This window comes from Mycobacterium xenopi (assembly GCF_009936235.1).
GTDB classification, from domain to species: domain Bacteria; phylum Actinomycetota; class Actinomycetes; order Mycobacteriales; family Mycobacteriaceae; genus Mycobacterium; species Mycobacterium xenopi.
Genome location: NZ_AP022314.1, coordinates 1928366 through 1948550 on the forward strand (window position 1 = coordinate 1928366; position 20185 = coordinate 1948550).

Sequence of the window (20185 nt, forward strand, 5' to 3'; positions counted from 1 at the left end):
GAACGCGTCGCGCCATCGGCATTGCAGCGCCGCGGCGGGCCGCGACGTCACGTGACCGGGAAGTGCTGGGTGATGACCCGGGCGATCTCGATGTAGAGCGGGATTCCGATGGTGACGTTGTAGGAAAACGTCAAGCCCAGCGACGCGGCCAGGGGAAGGGTTGGGCTTGCCTCGGGTATTGCGAGTCGCTGCACCGCGGGGACGGCGATGTAGGAGGCGGCGGCACAAAGCACCGCGAACAAGATGTACGTGCCCGGCTTGAAGTGGAAATGAGTGAGATGCGCGTAGGTATGGGCGGTGATGATCCCGAGTGTGGCGAACAGGTTGGGCGCCAGTAGACCGAACAGGATGAAACCGGGCCCGGCGGTTTTGAGGTCCTTCAACCGGCGAGACGCTGTCATGCCCATCTCCAGCAAGAACAGGCACAGCACACCCTGGAAGGCGGCCACGAACACGTTGTCGTCGTCGTGCACCACCTTCGGGCCCTGTAACCGGCTGATCAGCCCAATGATGATGCCGCCGAACAGCAGATAGAGGCCGGGGTTGAGCAAGACCTCTCTTAGCAGCTTGATCGTCCCGATGCCCTGTTCGGTGGCGGCGTCCTCGGGATGTTCCCGCAGCTCCAGGGACAGCTCCATCTCCTGCTCGATGCCTTGCTCACGGTCGCTGCCCAGATGTGTTCCCGGTGCTGGCCTGGTGGCCGCGCCCGGCCCCACCTTCGCCGCTACGTAACCGGGCTCATCGGGCATGGTCCCCGCCGCGTCCATCCCCCGGTGTCGCAGGCGGGCCGCGAGATAGAGCGCCACCAGGCAGCCGGGCATCTCCATGACGGCCAGCATCACCGGCATGAAGCCGTTGAAGGCCATCCCCACCGTCGCAAGAACCCCCACGCAGGTGGCGAAGGTGCCCGCCGAGTCTGACCCGTAATAGCCGGCGACCGTGGCTTTGTCGATCCGCCGCATCTTTGTCATGCGGGTCAGCAGCAGGTAGGCCAGCAGACCGATCACGAAGTTCAAGACGAAACCCAAGACGATGAACCCGACGATGTTGCCGATGCTCGACGCGTGAATGGTGGCGAGCTCTTCACCGCCGTGCCAGCCGATGGCCAGCAGCAGATACATCGTCAGTCCCTGATAAATCACGTAGGGGAATTCGAACTCCACCTTCAGCAAGGGGATCAGGAACCCGAGATAGAAGAACAGCAGCAGCGGCTTGAAAAGGTTGTGAGTGAAGTTATGCCAGAACTCCAGCAGCATGCGGCCTCTCCTTTATTTCAACGCTGCGGTGCGGGCACCCACGATTTCGCGTGCAGCCAAGCCGCCGTGGGCAACCCCGCAAACATAGCGGTGCCGATGCCGGATGGCGAGTCACATTGCGTGCCTATCACTGGTTTCGCAGGCAACCTACAGGTTGGACGGGGCCTAGTGGGACGCCGACACCAGCGTGGGCTTAACGCCGACGGCACCCTTGACGCGGTGCGTCACCGATGCCCACACCGACGGTGAGTAATGCGTGGTGACCTCGTCGAATCCGTCCACCCGGGAGACGGTCAGCACGCCGGTCTCCTGATTGAGGGTGAGCTGGTCGCCGTCGTTTGCGTGGATCTCTTCCCCGTCAAGGAGCCGGATGATGAACATACTGGTTGCCCCTCTCTGTCGTGCATTCCGCAGGGTCCGCAAACCGACCGTGATATTACGGACAGCCGCTATCTGCGACTGCACTGCTTTGGCGGCTGGCCAATGAACGTTTCGGAAACGGCAGATGGCTGTCCGGTCACGCCCAGCGGTGGCCGGCAGTTCGTGTTGCGGGGAGACCCGCCCACGGCTTGATAGGTTAGGCTACATTTACTAACCGTGACCGAGGTCGGTGTCGAGACAAGCTCTGCGGACGCCGCGTCGCAGTCGATCCGGTTGCCCGCCGACATTGACCCGGCCGACCTGGCAGCCGAGTTGGCGGCGGCGCTGCCCGAACGGGATGGCGAAGACTACCTGCTCTACGAGCGCGACGGGCAGTGGGTGTTGGCGTGCGGGGTGCTGGCCCTCGTCGAGCTGGACTGCGACGAACTGCGTGTCGTTCGCGACGGGGTCGTCCAGCACCAGTCGTGGTCTGGGCGGCCGGGACGTGTGCTCGGTGAGGCGGTCGACCGGCTGCTGCTGGAAGCTGATCATGCCTTTGGCTGGGTCGCTTTCGAATTCGGGGCGTATCGCTTCGGTCTGCAGGAGCGCCTGGCACCGCATACCCCGCTGGCCAGGGTATTTTGGCCGCGGACCCGAATCGTGGTCACTAGCGACGCAGTTGATTTGCACGGTGCCGAGGACCGCCACCGTCAGGCGGTGCACCGGCTGCTCAGCGACGGCGTGCCCAAGCCGCCGCCCGCGTCACCCGTGGAGGTGACCGACGATACCGCCGGGTACCGCGGTCGGGTGGCACAGGCCATCGGTGAGATCATCGATGGTCGCTATCACAAGGTGATCCTGTCACGTTGCGTTGACGTGCCATTTGAGCTGGACTTCCCGTCCACCTACCGGTTAGGCCGCAGACACAACACCCCCGCGCGCTCGTTTTTGTTGCGGCTGGGAGGGTTTCGTGCCCTCGGCTACAGCCCGGAGCTTGTTGCGGCGGTACGCCGCGACGGCGTGGTGGTCACTGAGCCGCTGGCGGGCACGCGGGCGCTGGGCCGGGGACCGGTCCACGACCGGCAGGCTCGCGACGACCTGGAATCGAATGCCAAAGAGATTGTGGAGCATGCTATTTCCGTTCGCGGCTCGTTGCGGGAGATTACTGAGATCGCCGAGCCCGGCAGTGCGGCGGTCACCGACTTCATGACGGTGCGCGAGCGGGGCAGTGTGCAGCACCTGGGCTCGACCGTCAGTGCCCGCCTCCACGCGTCGAAAGACCGAATGGATGCCTTGGAGGCGTTGTTTCCCGCCGTCACCGCGTCCGGCATTCCCAAGGCCGCCGGTGTCGACGCGATCCTGCGTCTCGACGACGGCCCGCGCGGGTTGTATTCGGGTGCAGTGGTGATGTTTTCGGCTGACGGTGGGCTGGATGCCGCACTGACGCTGCGTGCGGTCTTCGAGCACGGCGGTTGCACCTGGCTGCGCGCCGGGGCCGGCATTATCGGCGCATCGGACCCGGATCGCGAATTCGAGGAGACCTGCGAGAAGCTGACCACACTGGCCCCGTATCTGGTCGCATGCCGGTAGGTTTCGCCACGCATGCCCTCAGCCGATCGGGAAGTGCTGGGTGATGACCCGGGCGATCTCGATGTAGAGCGGGATTCCGATGGTGACGTTGTAGGAAAACGTCAAGCCCAGCGACGCGGCCAGGGGAAGGGTTGGGCTTGCCTCGGGTATTGCGAGTCGCTGCACCGCGGGGACGGCGATGTAGGAGGCGGCGGCACAGAGCACCGCGAACAAGATGTACGTGCCCGGCTTGAAGTGGAAATGAGTGAGATGCGCGTAGGTATGGGCGGTGATGATCCCGAGTGTGGCGAACAGGTTGGGCGCCAGTAGACCGAACAGGATGAAACCGGGCCCGGCGGTTTTGAGGTCCTTCAACCGGCGAGACGCTGTCATGCCCATCTCCAGCAAGAACAGGCACAGCACACCCTGGAAGGCGGCCACGAACACGTTGTCGTCGTCGTGCACCACCTTCGGGCCCTGTAACCGGCTGATCAGCCCAATGATGATGCCGCCGAACAGCAGATAGAGGCCGGGGTTGAGCAAGACCTCTCTTAGCAGCTTGATCGTCCCGATGCCCTGTTCGGTGGCGGCGTCCTCGGGATGTTCCCGCAGCTCCAGGGACAGCTCCATCTCCTGCTCGATGCCTTGCTCACGGTCGCTGCCCAGATGTGTTCCCGGTGCTGGCCTGGTGGCCGCGCCCGGCCCCACCTTCGCCGCTACGTAACCGGGCTCATCGGGCATGGTCCCCGCCGCGTCCATCCCCGGTGTCGCAGGCGGGCCGCGAGATAGAGCGCCACCAGGCAGCCGGGCATCTCCATGACGGCCAGCATCACCGGCATGAAGCCGTTGAAGGCCATCCCCACCGTCGCAAGAACCCCCACGCAGGTGGCGAAGGTGCCCGCCGAGTCTGACCCGTAATAGCCGGCGACCGTGGCTTTGTCGATCCGCCGCATCTTTGTCATGCGGGTCAGCAGCAGGTAGGCCAGCAGACCGATCACGAAGTTCAAGACGAAACCCAAGACGATGAACCCGACGATGTTGCCGATGCTCGACGCGTGAATGGTGGCGAGCTCTTCACCGCCGTGCCAGCCGATGGCCAGCAGCAGATACATCGTCAGTCCCTGATAAATCACGTAGGGGAATTCGAACTCCACCTTCAGCAAGGGGATCAGGAACCCGAGATAGAAGAACAGCAGCAGCGGCTTGAAAAGGTTGTGAGTGAAGTTCTCCCAGAACTCCAGCAGCATCGACTCGTCCCTCACCTCGACAACCGGGCCATCCCCAGCTTGGCGGCTAGGTGGGATCTGCTCCGTGAACGCGCCGAAAATGTCCGGTTACCAGATGCTCACAGCAGGGTCACCCGAGGTCAAGCCGTGATGTGAGGTTTCAGTTCGCCTCGGCCTCGGGCGAATTCGCCAGGTAGTCGGCGAGGATGCGACTGACCATCGACTCGATCGTGGATTCGATCGACGACGCCAGGGTGGCGGCCACCGAGGCGACGGCCTGGGTTCGAAACCGCACCAGCATCGTGATCAGCTCGGCGATTTCGGTGTCGGGCGGCAGCGGCTCGCCGGGCTTGATTCGGCCGGCAACGTGTTCGGCGCCGGCGCGCACCAGCATCTCGCTGATCTGGTCGACCAGCGGAACGATCTGCTCATGCAAATCGATCAGCTTGTCCAAGCTGACGCCGTAGCCGCGAATCTCGTTGAAAGCCTTGATCAATTTGGGTCGGGTGACCGTGGCTTTCGAGCCGTCGACCCGGACCACGCCCAGCTTCACCAGCCGGTCGAATGCGTCCGGGTTGTCGACCAGTCGGCGAGCGTCGGCGAGCGGCATGGCTTCGGGCTTCTCGGTGGCCCAGGTGCCTACGATCGCGGACTCCAGGCCAAGAACGTCGCCGAGATTTTTGCCTTCCTCCCAGGCGCTGAGCATTTCTCGCACGTGGGCGATGGTGTATCCGCGGTCGAGCATCGAGGTGATCAACCGCAGCCGGGTCAGATGGGTGTCGTTGAACAACGCGATCCGGCCCACCCGCAGCGGCGGAGGCAACAGGCCCCGGTCGCGATAGACCCTGATGTTGCGGGTGGTGGTGCCGGCCAGTCGGGCCAGATCGTCGATGCGGTATTCACCGGACACGGGCAGAGAATGCGGATGTCGCACCGCGGCATCGAAAAGCTGGGACACGGCAGATTCGATGAAATCCCGCGACTGTCGCCGTACTCGCCGGGGCGCGCGCCGCAGGCTGGCCAGCACTCCGGCGATGGTGCCGGTTTCCGCGCGCGGCGATCGGTCGGCAGCCATCATCACTCAGGCCGACGAGCTCACGGGGACATCGACACGGCGCGCAACCGCGTCGTAGTCGGCGAACCGGAAATCACGCATCTGTCGAAGATACTGGGTGGCGAACCCCGGATACATCGAGGCGTTGAATCCGTCCTTGGTCAGATACCAGCTGCGGCAACCCGACATCCAGGTCGTCTTGGTGAGCCGCTTTTGGATGCGCTGGTTGTGCTTGCGTTGGGCGTCGGCGCGCACGTCGAGATAGCGCAGGTTGTTGGCGAGGATCGTGGTGATGCCGCGCACCGCATACTCGAGCTGGCCTTCGATGTAGACCAGCAGCGAGTTGTGGCCGGGCCCGGAGTTCGGTCCAGTCATGATGAACAGGTTCGGGTAGCCGTGCACGTTGATGCTCTTGTAAGCCTTGGCGCCGTCGGCCCATTCGGCGTTCAGCGAGCGGCCACCCAGCCCGGTGACTGGAAACGGCGGCCCGGTCAGATGCACGTCGTAGCCGGTGGCGAACACGATGCAGTCCAGGTGGTGTTCGATGCCGTCGCTGGTGCGGATGCCGACAGGGCTAAGAGTGGCGATCGGCCAGTCGATGAGCTTGCAGTTGTCGCGTTGCAGCGCTGGGTAGTAGTCGCTGGAGACCAGCATACGTTTGCACCCCGGCACGAAGTCGGGAGTCAGTTGCCGGCGCAGCCACGGGTCTTTGACGGCCAGCCGCAGATGCGCCTTCCCCAGTCTCGCGACCAGCGAGGTCAGCGGTGTATTCCACACTAGCGCTGTGGCGCTGGCCTCGTGCCCCCAAAACAGCGCTTGCCGGGTAAGCTTCTGTGCTGCAGGGACTTTGGCAAACAGTTCTTGCACTGGCTGCGGGGTGGGGAAGTCGAGGCGGGGCAATACCCAGCCCGGGGTGCGCTGGAACACCTTGACGAACTTCGCCTGCTTGACCAGTTCGGGGACGATCTGGATAGCGCTGGCGCCGGTACCGATGACGCCGACCCGCTTGCCGGTGAAGTCGTAGTCATGGTCCCAGCGGGCGCTGTGGATCTTGTGGCCGCGATAGGAATCGATGCCGCGGATGTCGGGGAAGCTGGCGTCGGACAGCGGCCCGGATGCCAACACGACGGTGCGTGCGCGAAATCGCTTGTTCTTGCTGGTGGTTGCGGTCCAGACACCGGCGTTTTCGTCGAACGACAACCCGTTGACGTTGTGGTCGAACCGGATATGGCGGTGCACGTCAAACCGGTTGGCCATGTCTTCGATGTGGCGGCGGATCTCGTCGGCGGGGGAGTAGCTCCGCGACCAGGTGGGGTTGGGGACGAAGGAGTAGGAGTACAACAGCGATGGGATATCGCAGCTGGCACCGGGATACGTGGTGTCGCGCCAGGTGCCGCCGACCCGGTCGCTGCGCTCGAGGATGAGGATGTCGTCGACACCGGCCTGCCTCAGCTTGATTGCAGCACCCAGCCCGGTGAAGCCGGCTCCGACGATCAGCGTCGCGTGAACGTGATTGGGTGCCATGGGTTTAGGCCGCCGGTTCGTGGGTGAGCTCGTTGAACCAGCTGGGCACCGGTTTGAGCAACGGTTTGGGATAGAAGTCAGACAGCCGCACCATCGTATTGGCCAGCAGGTGGTACGGGTGGCGCGGGTTCACCACCATCGCGGCGTGCCGTTTGAGCACCTGGTAGGTCGGTACCCGTGTGGTGAAATCACCGCGCTCGCCGAGTTGTTTGAACCGCTTGACCGCGTTGTAGAGCCGCTCAGGCTCCATGCCCATGTCGGCGAGTTCATTGCGCACCCGGTTTAGCAGCGGCAAATACATCAACGCCCCGATGATCAATCCCGGTGAGGCGATGTTGCCGATGAACTCGATGGCCAGTTTGCGCGCCTTGGCGTGGCCGATCATGTTGAGCACCTCGAAGTCGACGGCGAGGTGGCGGGATTCGTCGTTGTTGATTTTCTCGAATACCTGATGGCATACCGGGTCTTCGACCTCATCGAGCAGGAATTTCAGCAGGGCCCCGTCCAGCGCCACCTCCAGCATCGGGATGACCGTGCCTAGGATCGACAGCGACATCCCATCGGCGTAGGTGTCCAACCACTGCATGGCCAGCCGGATGTTGACGTTGGGTTCAGGCATCTCGCCGTCGTCGAGCATCCCCCAGCGCTTCATCAGCGCCAGCTCGGCGTTAGCGTGCCGCTGTTCCTCGGCGTGGAAATAGCGGTAGATCTCGGCCACGGTGGGAGTTGGTGCTTTCTTGGCCAGCGCCGCAAATCCGCGCGCGCCGATATTCTCGATCCAGCACAGGTCGGCCATGAAGGCCTTGAGCTTGGGCCGGAAGTCGTCGCGGATCGTCTCGGCGCCCGGCGCATCCCATTCGATGTCGGCGAGCGCCCACTGCCGGTCTTTGATTTTGGCGAGCATAACGTCCATGTCGATAGTCATGTGCGCACTCCCTACGTGTTGCCTAATCCCCGAGCGGGGTGATCCGAGATACCACGCCGATCGTGCGGGTATAAGCCGTCGGCGCTAAACGTTTGATGTTCCAGCCGATCTTGGCGTCGAGTTGCGGCATGCAATAAAGGTCGCCGCGGTCGTTGGCATCCAGGCATGCCCGTGCGACCTGGTCGGCCGAAATCCCGGTCCAGCGCATCAATTTCGACGCAAGTTTGGCGCTTTCTGGGCTGATGCGCCCAGAGTCGACGATGTTGGTCTTGACGAATGTGGGGCACAACACCGTGACAGTGATTCCGGTGCCGGCCAATTCGGCGGCCAGGGTTTCCGACAGCGACAGCACGCCGGCCTTGCTGACGTTGTAGGCGGCCATGCCGGGCGCCGCGCCGAAGGCCGCGGCAGAGGCAACGTTGATGATGCCGCGCGGGGGACCAGAAGGCCCGGCCTCGCGCAGGATCGGGGTGAACACGTGACAGCCGTGGATGGGCCCCCACAGGTTGACGCCTAGTGTCCAGCGCCAATCCTCAAGGGAGGCTTCGCCGATGGGCGCGCCGCCGGCTCCGACACCGGCGTTGTTGACCACCAGTGTGGGGGCAGCCCCGAACCAGGACTGGGACTGGTCGGCGAGTTGACGCACGTCGTCGAACTCGGACACGTCGCAGCCGATGGCGAGAGCTTTACCGCCTTGGCCGGCAATGGTTTCCGCGGTCTTGGTGGCCGCGGCTTCGTCGATGTCGCTGCACACCACAGCACCGCCGCGGCGCGCCAGTTCGACGGCGAATGCGGCGCCGATACCGCTGCCGGCGCCGGTCACCACCGCCGACGCCCCGTGGGTCGTCTTCTTCCTGGTGAAAAGCCCGAGCATGCTTAACCCGCCTTCTCAGCCGCGTGAGATCCGCGGGCCGCCAACGCAGTTGCAATAAACTGCGCCGCATAAGCCATCGCCCTGTCGGCTTCCGGCGACAGTCGTGGCAGCGCTTGGAAGACGTGGACCTGGTCGGGCCACACCTGCAGGTCGCAACTGCCGCCGGCAGCGCGGATGTCGTCGGCCAGCCGGCGGGCATCCTCGGCCAGCATCTCGGCCCCACCCGCTTGGATCAATGTCGGGGGCAGAGGCGGCCCGCCGGCGACGTCGAGCTTGAGCCGCGGGTGGGCGGGATCGACTCCGCGGCTGTACAGCCCGACCAGTCGGGCGGCGTCGGCTACCCGGATCGCCGGATCGCGGCGCTCCTGCTCACGTCGAAGGGCGAGGCTGAACGTCAGGTCGACCAACGGCGAGAACAACACCAGCGCCGCAGGATGTGCCGCAGCGACTTCGGCCTGCAGGAGCAAATCCACCGCCAAATGCCCACCAGCCGAATCACCGGCGACCACAAGCCTTTTCGGTGCTACGCCAGCGCTTGTCACCAGCCAATCCCAGCCCGCGCGCACGTCGTCGGCCGCAGTGGGAAAGCGGTACCGCGGCGCCAGCCGGTAATCGACACAAAACACCGGCAAGCCGGTCAGGCTGGACAGCCACGACGTCAACCGTCGGTGCGTGCGCGGCGAGCACAGCGCAAAGCCGCTACCGTGCACGAAATAGACCCCGGCGTCGACGCGTTGAACGCCCGGCCCGCGCACCCATTCGCCGACCACCCGGCGCCCGTCGAGAAGCCTCGAGTCGACGTGCTCAACCCTGGTGCCTGCCAGCGAGGGACCGAAGAGATCCATGATCCGGGCGACGATCTGGCGTGACGCCCATAGACCCCAGGCTTTTTCGGGCGGCAGCACCGCGCTGATCTGGCGCAGTGTCAGCGCGCTCACGGCAGCCGCACCGCGTGATCGCAGCGAGCCCCGCACGGGGGTCGCGTCATCCACGCGAATTAGTCAACAGCAAATGACGACATTAGTCAATGGCACTATAACCTCGGCAGGCGGCCCCTAAGGCGCGTTGTGCTCAGAGGCCAACCGGGCGATCGCCGACTTGTCGACCTTGCCGACCGCCGTGGTGGGCAGCGCCGGCACTGGAACCAAGACGTCGGGGCGAGCGTGCACGGCGACCCCGTGCTGGTCGAGGTAGCGGTTGAGCTCCGCCAGCGTCACCGGTTGCCCCGCGAATACGACGGCGGCGCAGATCTTTTCACCGAGGTAGCGGTCGGGCAGTGGTGCCGCTGCTGCCGAAACAATTGCCGGGTGGGTGAGCAGATGCTCTTCTACCTCCTGGGCGGCGACGGTCTCACCGCCGCGATGGATGACGTCCTTGACGCGCCCGGTCACCTGTAGATAGCCGTTGGCCAGCCGGCGGACCAGGTCGCCGGTGCGGTAGAAGCCGTCCGGGTCGAAGCAGCGCCGGTTGTCGTGCTCGGCGCCGAAGTAGCCGTTGAGCGTGTAAGGGCCCCGCACCAGCAGTTCGCCTTCGACGCCGGGTGCCACCGGCTGGCCGGCATCGTCGAGGATGCGCAGCTCGTCGTCAGCACACATCGGCCGTCCCTGCGTGTGGTCGACAAGGGCGGGTGGATCGTCGAGGCGGGTGTAGCTCAGCAGCCCCTCCGCCATGCCGTAGACCTGCTGCAGCCCCGGTGTCAGCGCTTCACGGATCCGCCGAGCATCCCCGGCATCCAGTCTGGCGCCACCAACCTGCAAGAGCCGCAAGGTTTTCGGCGTTACAGGCTCCCAATCGCAGGCTTGCGCCCACAGCGTGGCCAACGAGGGCACCAACGCGGTGACGGTGACGCCGTGGCGTGCGATGACAGCGAAGGCCGATTCGGGACTGGGGTCGGTGGTAAATACCGTCGCAGCACCGGCCGTCATCGCTCCCAGCACGCCGGGGCAGGCCAGCGGGAAGTTGTGGGCCGCCGGCAGCACCACCAGGTAGACGTCATCGGCGGACAGCCGGCAGAGCGCGGCGCTGGCCGCCGCGTTGTACACGTAATCGTCGTGGGTGCGGGGGATGAGTTTGGGCAGCCCGGTCGTGCCGCCCGAAACCAGCAGCAACGCCGGAGACCCCGGGTCCGCTGCGGGCATGGGCGGGGGCGGCGCGGATGTGCCGCACACCTGTGACCACGACTCGAAGAGCCCGGGTTCGCCGTCGACGACGACATGCTGCAGCGTGGGATGATCACGCACAACAGAGCGCGCCATCGCGCGGTAGTCGAATCCGTTTGCGGCATCGGCGATGAGCAATGCTCGGGCCTTGCTGACCACGGCGAAGTGCCCGATCTCGGCGGCGCGGTGCCCCGGCAGGCACATCACCGGGATCGCGCCGGCCCGCAACAGCCCGAATAGCGCCACGGTGAACTCGGTGGTGTTCGGCAACTGCAGCAGCACCCGATCACCGGGCGCAATGCCGAGCGCCCGCAGCCCTGCGGCCGCACGATCGGCCCGCGCGTCAAGCTCGGCGAAGCTGAGGCGGCGGCCGCGCCCGTCAAGCACCGCCGGACGATCAGGCCAGCAGCGTGCCGCTTCGGTCAAGATCGAGCCGACGGTCCGCCCGGTCCAGTAACCGGCGGAGCGGTAACGCGCGGCCCGGTCGGCGGGAAACGGCACAAAACCTTCCAGGTTCACCGGCGGGTGGCTCCCTCGTTGGGAAACGGCGTTGCGGTCACGCGGATGCTCGCACCTGAGCGAGACCCTATCCAAATTAGGGCAGCCTGTGCTAACTAATAGGGACACGCGTGGCGAAGGTAGGTGTGCCGGCGTGTGCGCTAGTTCACAAAGGAGGCGTTCGTGGTGGGTGCCGCTGCGACTCGCGAGGCCATCCGTGCGGAGGTCGCGGAACTGCTCGGCATCAGCCCACACGTTCTCGATCCCGGCAGCAACCTGATCGGGCAGGGGCTTGATTCCATCCGGATGATGGCGCTCTCGGGTCGCTGGCGTCGCCGTGGGGTCGACGTCGACTTCGCCGCACTGGCTGCCACACCGACCATCGAGGCGTGGTCGCAGCTGGTGTCGACGGCGCTGCAGGGTGCCGGTGCACCGGCGGCCGACGATCCGGTGATCCCGCAGCCTGACACGCCCGACGTGTTTCCACTCGCGCCGATGCAGCACGCGATCTGGGTGGGCCGCCAGCACAACCAGGAACTAGGTGGGGTCGCCGCTCATTTGTACGTTGAATTCGATTGCGGCGCTATCGATCCCGAACGGCTACGCACCGCGGCCGCCGCGTTGGCAAGGCGTCACCCGATGCTGCGGGTGCGGTTCTTGCCCGACGGCACGCAGCGGATCGATCCCGCGGCCCAGCTCGGTGTCGTCGTGCACGACTTCACCGACCTTGACCCCCACACCGTTGAGCACCGTCTCACCGAGATCCGGCAGACCAAATCGCACCAACAGCTCGACGGCCAGGTGTTCGAGCTCACTTTGTCGTTGCTGCCCGGGCAGCGCTGCCGCCTGCACGTCGACCTCGACATGCAGGCCGCCGACGCGATGAGCTACCGGACCCTGATGGCCGACCTGGCGGCGCTCTACCGCGGCCGGCGACTGCCCGAGCTGCACTACACCTACCGCGAATACCGCCACGCCGTCGCCCGCCAGGAGGGCGCCCCGCAACCGGCCCGCGACGCCGACCGCAAGTGGTGGGCCCAGCGCATCCCGGAGCTGCCGGACCCGCCGCAGCTGCCCGTGGCGCCGGCACCCGACCTGTCCGGCAGCGCCCGGCGCTGGCACTGGCTGGACCCGGCCACCTGCGCGGCGTTGTTCGCCGGTGCCCGCGCCCGGGGCATCACCCCGGCGATGGCGCTGGCCGCGTCGTTCGCCCACACCCTGGCGCGCTGGTCGGGCAGCCAGCGGTTCCTGCTCAACGTCCCGCTGTTCGGTCGCCAGCCGCTGCACCCCGACGTGGACCGGGTGGTCGGCGACTTCACGTCCTCGCTGCTGCTCGACATCGATCTCGCGCAGGCCACCACGCCGGTAAAGCGAGCGCACGCCGTGCAGGACGCGATGCGCACGGCGGCCGCGCATGCCGCCTATCCCGGGCTATCCGTACTGCGCGACCTCGGCCGCCACCGCGGCACCCAGTTTCTGGCGCCGGTGGTGTTCACCAGCGCGCTGGGGCTCGGAGAGTTGTTCGCCGCCGACGTCATCGAAACGTTCGGCACCCCGGGATGGATCCTGTCGCAGGGCCCCCAGGTACTGCTCGACGCACAGGTCACCGAATTCGACGGCGGTGTGCTGGTGAACTGGGACGTCCGCGAGGGGGCGTTCGCGCCGGGAGTCATCGATGCCATGTTCGCCCACCACCTCGACGAACTGCTCAGGCTGGCCGGCAGCGACGACGCGTGGGAGGCGGCCGGGCCCTCGGCGTTACCGGCGGCCCAGCGGGCGGTGCGTGAGGCACGCAACAACCGCACCGCCACCCCTAGCGGGGAAGCGTTGCACGACGGGTTCTTCCGGGTGGCCGAGGCACGGCCCGACGCGCCGGCCGTCTACGCCAGTACCGGCGATTTGAGCTACGGGCAGCTGCGCGGCCAGGCGCTGGCGGTGGCAGCCGCGCTGCAACGAGCCGGCGTGCGGGCGGGCGACACAGTCGCTGTGCTCGGACCCAAATGTGCCGAGCAGATCCCCGCGCTGCTGGGCATCCTGGCCGCGGGTGCGGCCTATGTGCCGGTCGGCGTCGACCAGCCGACAGAGCGGGCGGCGCGCATCCTCGCCACCGGCGCGGTCAGCGCGGCTCTGGTGTGCGGTGCCGACACGGCGAGGTTGCCGGTGCCCACAACGACGGTAAGCGAGGCGCTGCAGCGAGGCGTGCCCGAAACCCAGGATTTCCCAACGGTTTCCACCGAGCTGGCCTACGTGCTGTTCACGTCGGGTTCCACGGGCGAACCCAAGGGCGTCGAACTCACCCATGACGCCGCGATGAACACGGTGGAGTTTCTGAGCAGCCACTTCGACCTCGGGCCCAACGATCGCTGCCTGGCGCTGTCGGCGCTGGAATGCGACATGTCGGTGCTCGACATCTTCGCGACGCTGCGCGCAGGCGGAACGATCGTGGTGGTCGACGAGGCGCAGCGTCGTGACCCGGACAGGTGGGCGCAACTCATCGACACCCATGGGGTGACCGTACTGAACTTTCTGCCGGGCTGGCTGGAGATGCTGCTGGAGGCCGGCCAGGGCCGGCTGTCTTCGCTGCGGGTGGTCGCCACCGGTGGTGATTGGGTACGGCCCGAGCTTGCCCGCCGGCTGAAATCTGAAGCGCCCCAGTTGCGGTTCGCCGGGTTGGGGGGCGCCACCGAAACCGCTGTGCATGCCACGATCTGCGAAACGACCGATCCGCCGCCGGATTGGACTTCCGTGCCGTACGGCACGCCGTTTCCCAACATCGCCTGCCGGGTGGTCGACGCCTGGGGGGACGACTGCCCGGATTGGGTGGCCGGCGAACTGTGGGTCTCGGGCCGCGGTATTGCGAGGGGTTACCGCGGGCAGCCCGAGTTGACCGCCGAGCGCTTCGTCACCCACGGCGGCCGCACCTGGTACCGCACCGGCGACCTGGCGCGCTACTGGCCGGACGGGACCCTGCAGTTTGTGGGCCGGGCCGATCACCGGGTCAAGGTCAGCGGCTACCGCGTCGAACTCGGCGAGGTGGAAGCCGCCTTGCGGCGAGTGCCTTCCGTGGTCGCCGCGGTCGCCGCCGCGGTGCCGGCAGCGGGGGGGTCAGACGTGCTGGCGGCCGCGGTGCAAGTCGATGACGAGCGGCTGACCGCGGGGGGGATACGCGAAAGCATGAGGAACTTTGTTCCCGCACATATGGTTCCGCGTCATCTGTCGCTCGTGGAGCACATCCCCTTCACGGCTGGCGGCAAGATCGACCGGCGCGCCGTCGCCGACAAGTTGGCCGCGAGCGTGGCTAGCGCGGCCGCGCCCGGCCGCCGTGCGGCGTCGACACCGGCCGAGGCCGCATTGGCGGCAATCATCGGTGAGGTGCTCGGCGTGGAGGACGTCGGCGTCGACGACGACTTCTTCGCGCTCGGCGGGGATTCGGTGTCAGCGACTGCGGCCATAGCCCGGATCCGAACCTGGCTGGACGCACCAAGCGCAATGGTCGCGGACATGTTCGCTGCCCGCACCGCGTCAGGCCTGGCCCGCCTGCTCAGCCGTCGCGAGGGCGAGTGCGGGCGCCTCGACAGCGTCGCCGAAATCTACCTCGAAGTTGCCCGCATGGGCGCGCAGGAAGTCTTGTCGCACTCCGCAGCCCCTGGAATGGCACATGACCGTCGATAACGTCCAGCGGGTGCCGGACGCGTTCGCGGCCTGGATCAAGTACTTCCCGGGCCGGGACCGCCGGGCATGCCCCGGTGCCACCGTGGTTTTCCCGCACGCCGGCGCGTCCGCGGCCAGCTATCGACGGTTGGCGTTGGCGTTGGCGGCCGGCGCGGACACGTTCGTCGTCCAATACCCGCAGCGGGCCGAACGCATCAACGACCCCCCGGCCGAAACCGTGCACGACCTGGCCCGCGACCTGTTCGAGGCCGGGCCGTGGCAGCGGGTCACGCCGCTGCGGCTATTCGGCCACAGCATGGGGGCGGTCGTGGCCTTCGAATTCGCCCGGGTCGCCGAACAGCGCGGCGTGCCCGTGCAAAAACTGTGGGTGTCCTCGGGCCCGGTGCCATCCGCGGTCGCCGGGCTGCCCGAGCTGCCGACCAGCGGTCCGGAGTTGCTCGCCGATCTGACCGACCTGGGCGGGACCGACCCGCAGCTGCTCGCCGACGAAGAGTTCGCCGAGCTGGTGACCATCGCGGCCCGCAGCGACTACGCGGTGCTCAACCGATACCACTGCCCGGCAGGCGTGCGGATCCGCGGTGACATCCACGCCGTCGCCGGCCGCCATGACCACCGCGTCGACATCCGCTCGCTTCGGGAGTGGGCCGCCCACACCGAGGGTGCGTTCACGTTGTCGCTCTTCGACGGCGGGCACTTCTACGTCAACCAGCACATCGACGCTTTGGCAAATCGAGTCATCACCGATGTCTGATCAGCAGTCCGCTGCCTTGCCCGGCGACACCGATCCGATCGTCATCATCGGTATGGCCGTCGAGGCACCCGGCGACATCGACACCGCGGAAGCCTATTGGGCGTTGTTGTCTCAGCAACGGGAGGCACTTGGCCCGTTCCCCACCGACCGGGGCTGGCCGATCCGCGACCTGCTGGCCGGGTCATGTCGCGACGGCTTCAAGAAAATCCACGACAGCGGTGGATTTCTCACCGGCGCAGCCACTTTCGATCCGGCGTTCTTCGGCATCTCACCGCGAGAGGCAACCACGATGGACCCGCAGCAGCGGGTGGCGCTGCGGGTTGCCTGGCGTGCGCTAGAGAACAGCGGCATCAATCCGGACGACCTGGCAGGGCAGAACGTGGGCTGCTATGTCGGTGCTTCCCCCACCGGATACGGGCCGGACATGGCCGAATTCTCCCGGCACAGCGGTCATCTGATCACCGGAACCGCGTTGAGCGTGGTGTCCGGCCGGATTGCGTACACGCTCGGGTTGGCCGGTCCGGCGTTGACCGTCGACTGCTCCTGCTCTTCCGCGCTGGCCGCGTTGCACGTCGCCGTGCAGTCGCTGCGGACCGGTGACTGCGACATGGCGCTGACCGGTGGGGTGTGCGTGATGGGATCGCCTGGATACTTCGTGGAGTTCTCCAAACAGCACGCCTTGTCCGACGACGGCCACTGCCGGCCCTACAGTGCCCGCCCCAGCGGCACGGTATGGGCTGAAGGTGCGGCGATGTTTGTGCTGCAACGTAAATCGGACGCGACGCGGGATGGCAGGCGGATTGTCGGCGAAATCAGGGCCAGCGCAGTGAACCAGGACGGACGAAGCGCCGGGCTCAGCGCTCCCAGCGCCGCAGCGCAGACCCGCCTGCTTCGGCGCGCGATGGCCCAGGCCGGGCTGCACCCCGACGACGTCGCGATGGTCGAGGGGCACGGCACCGGGACGCAGATCGGGGATCGCATCGAGTTGCACTCGCTGTCGCAGACTTACGGTGACACCGAGCCCGGGCGCGGCGCGTTGCTGGGCTCGGTGAAGTCCAATGTGGGCCACGCGCAAGCTGCGGCAGGAGGTCTGGGGCTGGCCAAGGTGCTGGTTTCAGCCGAACACGGCGCCGTTCCGGCTACCCTGCACGCCGACGAACCCAGCCGCGAAATCGATTGGGAAAGCCAGGGATTACGTCTGGCGCGGACACTGACGCCGTGGCCCGAGGTGGATGGGCAGCGGATCGCGGCGGTGTCGGCGTTCGGGATCAGCGGCACCAACGCACACGTGATCGTATCGGTCCCGGCGGTGGCGTGATGTCGGCGTTGATATTGCCCGACGGCCGCATTCCTGTGCTGCTCAGCGCGCACGAACCAGATTTGGTCGGTCGGGATGCGGCGGCGATCCTTCGGTACGTGCAACGGCTTGAGCCCGGCGTACCCGCGGTGGCTGCCACGTTGCTACGGCTCCGGCGGGTGCGCCGCCACCGTGCGGTGGTGCGAGCAGCCGATCGCGCCGAGTTGGCCGCGGCACTGAGCAAACTGGCCGACGGTGACGAGCATCCGCTGGTCGCCACATCGTCGATAGCCGCCTGTCCGCGAATCGCGTTCGTGTGCCCCGGTCAGGGCAACCAGTGGCCGTCGATGGGTGCCGACGCCTATCGGCAGCTTCCGGCCTACCGGGCCGAGGCCGACAATTGCGCGGCGGCGTTCGTCGCGGCCGGACATTCCTCGCCACTGCCCTACCTACTCGGTGGCGCCGAGCAGGATTGGGCGCAGATCCAAATCCAAAGTGCCCAGTTCACCCACTGCGTCAGCCTGGCCCAAGTGTGGCGATCCTACGGAATACTGCCCACCGTCACGGTGGGACATAGCCTGGGCGAGGTGGCCGCAGCCTACCTGGCTGGTGTGATCTCCCTGTCGGATGCGGTTGCGATCGTGGCCGCCCGCGCCGCCGTCGTCGACCAGTTGCCGGGACGCTACGGCATGGCGGCGTTAGGAGTCGGTGTCGACGAGGCCGCTCGGCTGATCGGCGAAACGGCGGGCTGGCTGGAAGTCTCGGCGGTGAACGGACCGTCCTCGACCGTGGTTTCCGGTGACCGTGACGCCATCGAGGCTGTCGTTGGACTGGCCGAGCAGCGCGGTGCCTTCGCCCGCGCCATCGACGTCGACTACCCGGGGCACACTAGTGCGCTGGCACCCTTGCGGGACAAGTTCTCAGAGTTGCTGCCCGCGGCGCAATTCCTTGATGCGCCGGTAGAATTCGTCAGCTCTGCATGCGGGAAGGTGATTGGCGCCGGGGCCGACTTCAACGACTACTGGTGTCAAAACCTTTGCAACACGGTGCGGTTCGACCGGGCGGTGACCGCGGCTAGCGAACGCGGCGTCGACGCGTTCGTCGAACTGTCGGCGCACCCGTCGCTGCTGGCTGCCCTGGCCGACTTGGTCGACGAGTCGGCCGTGATCGTTGGCTCTGGGCGCCGCGACGAGCCCATTGCCGGCCAGCTTTCCGCCAACATCGCCGCGATGGCGGTCGCCGACCGCGGATACCGGTGGGGCGATTTGGCCGGTGTCGACGACCTCCCGCCACTGTCCGGATTCCCGAACGCGCCGATGAAGGCGATACACCTGTGGGCCAAGCGAGAACCGCTGCCGCCGGTTCCAGGATCGGTGGTGACCGTGGCCGCTGAACGCTGGCAGTCGCGGCGCACGCCGCGGCCGAGCAACGTGAGGCGGCGGCGCATCGCGATTCTTAAGCCCGCGATAACCGACACACCCTTACCTCGTCGTCTCGCCGACGCTGTTGCGGCTCACCAAGATTGCGAGCTGGCAGGCGTCGACGATGCAGAGATCGTCGTCGCGATTGCCCCCGCTCTGCTCGGACATGACGTGCGGGCCGCGGCGGCCGAGATCACCGCGCGCCCCGACATGGTGCTGCCCGACTACGCCAGCGCCGTCGGGCGAAGCGGCCGCAGTGTCTGGCTGGTCACTGTCGCCGGCGAGCAGGTCGAACCGGGCGATCCGGTCGGTCTGCCGGCGCAGGCGGCATTGGCTGCCATGCACCGCAGTGTCGGGTTCGAGTATCCCGACCACAGGTTCGCGCATCTGGACCTGCCGTCGCCTGATATCGACGCTGACACTGCGCGGGCCTGCGTCGACCTGGTGCTCAGCGACGCCGTCGAGGTGGCCGTGCGCGGCAGCCGCTGCTATGCCCGAACGCTGGTCGAGTGTCGTGATTCGGTTTCGGAGCGCGCGCTCGGTACGGCGGCGCTGGACAATGTGGTGATCACCGGCGGCAGCGGAGTCATTGGTCGCCGGTATGCCCGCCACTGCATCGAGCATGGCGCGCGAAGGCTGACCTTGTTGAGCCGCAAGGGCTTAAGCTCCGCTCAGCTCGACTGCTTGGCCGATGGCTACGCCGCGGAAGTGCACGCCCCGAGGTGCGACATCACCAATCGCGACGCGCTGTCCGCTGTTGCTGCCGAATACGCCGGTGACGGCGCGTCGCTGCTGGTCCACGCCGCCGGTGCAGCCAGTTTCGCGCCGCACGACCAGATCACGAGCGCAGATCTGGATCAGGTTTTCGCCGCGCGAATAACCGGGCTGGCCTCGATGGTGGAGTTGTGGCCGTTACGCCCGAACTCACGAGTCCTGTTGTGTTCCTCGGTATCTGGAGTTTGGGGTGGCCATTCGCACGTCGCGTACGCCGGGTCCAATCGAATGCTCGACGTGCTCGCCGGTCAATTGCGGGCCACTGGCCTGGATTGCACGGCGATGCGGTGGGGATTGTGGCGGGGCACCGAGATCGGCGGTGCCGACGAAATCGCCCGTGTCGAGCGGTCCGGTCTGGTCGCGATGGATCCCGACGCGGCGATCACCGCAAGCCTGCGCCACCGCGGCGACGATCCGATCATCCTGGCCGCCGACTTCGACCGGTTGCGGGTGTTCTTTGAAACACGGGGCATGCCAATGCCGTTCACCGCACCAAGCCAGGAAGCGCAGCCGGTGGCCGACAGCGATGGACCCGAAGACAGGCCGGTCGCCGAGGTGGTGCGCGCGGAGCTGGCCGCGGCGTTGAGCCTGCCCGAGCCAGCTTCTGTCGACTTGGGCGCGGCGCTGATCGACCTGGGGGTGGATTCGCTGCTGGCACTCGACCTGCGCAAGCGGCTGCGCCGCCGCACCGGCCGCTCGGTTCCGCTGGCCAGGCTCCTCGGCGGCATCACCGGCACCGAGCTGATCGACGCTTTGCAGCCAGGGTCACAGCCCAAGCCGCCACCGGCGGCTGCAGAAGTGATAGAGACCGGAAAGGGTTGAGAC

General features: G+C 66.6%; 13 protein-coding genes and 1 pseudogene. 5 read left to right on the top strand and 9 right to left on the bottom strand.

From position 1 onward, the window contains the following. Positions 1-47 precede the first annotated feature (47 nt). Complete coding sequence (locus MYXE_RS09030; RefSeq protein WP_085193506.1) at positions 48-1256, bottom strand: sodium-dependent bicarbonate transport family permease; 1209 nt, start codon at positions 1254-1256, stop codon at positions 48-50. A 165-nt stretch (positions 1257-1421) separates the two neighbouring features. Beyond that, the gene (locus MYXE_RS09035; RefSeq protein ID WP_085193504.1) at positions 1422-1637 is read right to left on the bottom strand and encodes a hypothetical protein; all 216 of its coding nucleotides are present in this window, start codon (positions 1635-1637) and stop codon (positions 1422-1424) included. A 216-nt stretch (positions 1638-1853) separates the two neighbouring features. Here MYXE_RS09035 and MYXE_RS09040 point away from each other — a divergent pair, with 216 nt between their 5' ends. Further along, positions 1854-3206, top strand: coding sequence for a salicylate synthase (locus MYXE_RS09040; RefSeq protein ID WP_085193502.1), 1353 nt, complete (start codon positions 1854-1856; stop codon positions 3204-3206). An 18-nt stretch (positions 3207-3224) separates the two neighbouring features. On the opposite strand, the pseudogene MYXE_RS09045 reads toward MYXE_RS09040, so the two are convergent. The 7 genes and pseudogenes from MYXE_RS09045 to MYXE_RS09075 all read right to left on the bottom strand — a co-directional run bounded on the left by MYXE_RS09045 (position 3225) and on the right by MYXE_RS09075 (position 11466). Continuing rightward, positions 3225-4432 (bottom strand): annotated as a pseudogene (locus MYXE_RS09045) (sodium-dependent bicarbonate transport family permease). Positions 4433-4571: 139 nt separating this feature from the next. Next, entirely contained in the window at positions 4572-5486 is a 915-nt protein-coding gene (locus MYXE_RS09050; protein WP_039890240.1) for a MerR family transcriptional regulator, read from the bottom strand. 6 nt (positions 5487-5492) lie between these two features. Then, the gene (locus tag MYXE_RS09055) at positions 5493-6989 is read right to left on the bottom strand and encodes a flavin-containing monooxygenase (protein WP_085193500.1); all 1497 of its coding nucleotides are present in this window, start codon (positions 6987-6989) and stop codon (positions 5493-5495) included. Between the two features lie 4 nt (positions 6990-6993). After that, complete coding sequence (locus MYXE_RS09060; RefSeq protein ID WP_085193498.1) at positions 6994-7914, bottom strand: reductase; 921 nt, start codon at positions 7912-7914, stop codon at positions 6994-6996. A 22-nt stretch (positions 7915-7936) separates the two neighbouring features. Continuing rightward, positions 7937-8788, bottom strand: coding sequence for an SDR family NAD(P)-dependent oxidoreductase (locus MYXE_RS09065; protein ID WP_085193496.1), 852 nt, complete (start codon positions 8786-8788; stop codon positions 7937-7939). A 2-nt stretch (positions 8789-8790) separates the two neighbouring features. Beyond that, positions 8791-9780 carry an alpha/beta hydrolase gene (locus MYXE_RS09070; protein WP_085193494.1) on the bottom strand — a complete coding sequence of 330 codons (990 nt, stop codon included), beginning with the start codon at positions 9778-9780 and terminating at the stop codon, positions 8791-8793. A gap of 63 nt (positions 9781-9843) precedes the next feature. After that, the gene (locus tag MYXE_RS09075) at positions 9844-11466 is read right to left on the bottom strand and encodes a (2,3-dihydroxybenzoyl)adenylate synthase (protein WP_085193492.1); all 1623 of its coding nucleotides are present in this window, start codon (positions 11464-11466) and stop codon (positions 9844-9846) included. A gap of 162 nt (positions 11467-11628) precedes the next feature. On the opposite strand from MYXE_RS09075, the gene MYXE_RS09080 reads away from it, so the two are divergent. Genes MYXE_RS09080 through mbtD form a run of 4 tightly spaced genes read left to right on the top strand, consistent with a single transcriptional unit; the run spans position 11629 to position 20182 of the window. Then, on the top strand, positions 11629-15117 hold the full coding sequence (locus MYXE_RS09080) for a non-ribosomal peptide synthetase (protein WP_085193490.1): 3489 nt from the start codon (positions 11629-11631) through the stop codon (positions 15115-15117). Further along, entirely contained in the window at positions 15104-15868 is a 765-nt protein-coding gene (locus MYXE_RS09085) for a thioesterase II family protein (RefSeq protein ID WP_003921110.1), read from the top strand. The genes MYXE_RS09080 and MYXE_RS09085 overlap by 14 nt, the downstream gene beginning before the upstream one ends. Beyond that, entirely contained in the window at positions 15861-17186 is a 1326-nt protein-coding gene (locus MYXE_RS09090) for a beta-ketoacyl [acyl carrier protein] synthase domain-containing protein (RefSeq protein WP_085193488.1), read from the top strand. The genes MYXE_RS09085 and MYXE_RS09090 overlap by 8 nt, the downstream gene beginning before the upstream one ends. Beyond that, the gene (mbtD, locus tag MYXE_RS09095; protein WP_085193486.1) at positions 17186-20182 is read left to right on the top strand and encodes a mycobactin polyketide synthase MbtD; all 2997 of its coding nucleotides are present in this window, start codon (positions 17186-17188) and stop codon (positions 20180-20182) included. The genes MYXE_RS09090 and mbtD overlap by 1 nt, the downstream gene beginning before the upstream one ends. Positions 20183-20185: the final 3 nt, after the last annotated feature.

Coding starts and splice junctions, on each gene's coding strand:
- MYXE_RS09030 (WP_085193506.1), bottom strand. CDS start 1,256: ATGCTGCTGGAGTTCTGGCATAACTTCACTCACAACCTTTTCAAGCCG.
- MYXE_RS09035 (WP_085193504.1), bottom strand. CDS start 1,637: ATGTTCATCATCCGGCTCCTTGACGGGGAAGAGATCCACGCAAACGAC.
- MYXE_RS09050 (WP_039890240.1), bottom strand. CDS start 5,486: ATGGCTGCCGACCGATCGCCGCGCGCGGAAACCGGCACCATCGCCGGA.
- MYXE_RS09055 (WP_085193500.1), bottom strand. CDS start 6,989: ATGGCACCCAATCACGTTCACGCGACGCTGATCGTCGGAGCCGGCTTC.
- MYXE_RS09060 (WP_085193498.1), bottom strand. CDS start 7,914: ATGACTATCGACATGGACGTTATGCTCGCCAAAATCAAAGACCGGCAG.
- MYXE_RS09065 (WP_085193496.1), bottom strand. CDS start 8,788: ATGCTCGGGCTTTTCACCAGGAAGAAGACGACCCACGGGGCGTCGGCG.
- MYXE_RS09085 (WP_003921110.1), top strand. CDS start 15,104: ATGACCGTCGATAACGTCCAGCGGGTGCCGGACGCGTTCGCGGCCTGG.
- MYXE_RS09090 (WP_085193488.1), top strand. CDS start 15,861: ATGTCTGATCAGCAGTCCGCTGCCTTGCCCGGCGACACCGATCCGATC.
- mbtD (WP_085193486.1), top strand. CDS start 17,186: ATGTCGGCGTTGATATTGCCCGACGGCCGCATTCCTGTGCTGCTCAGC.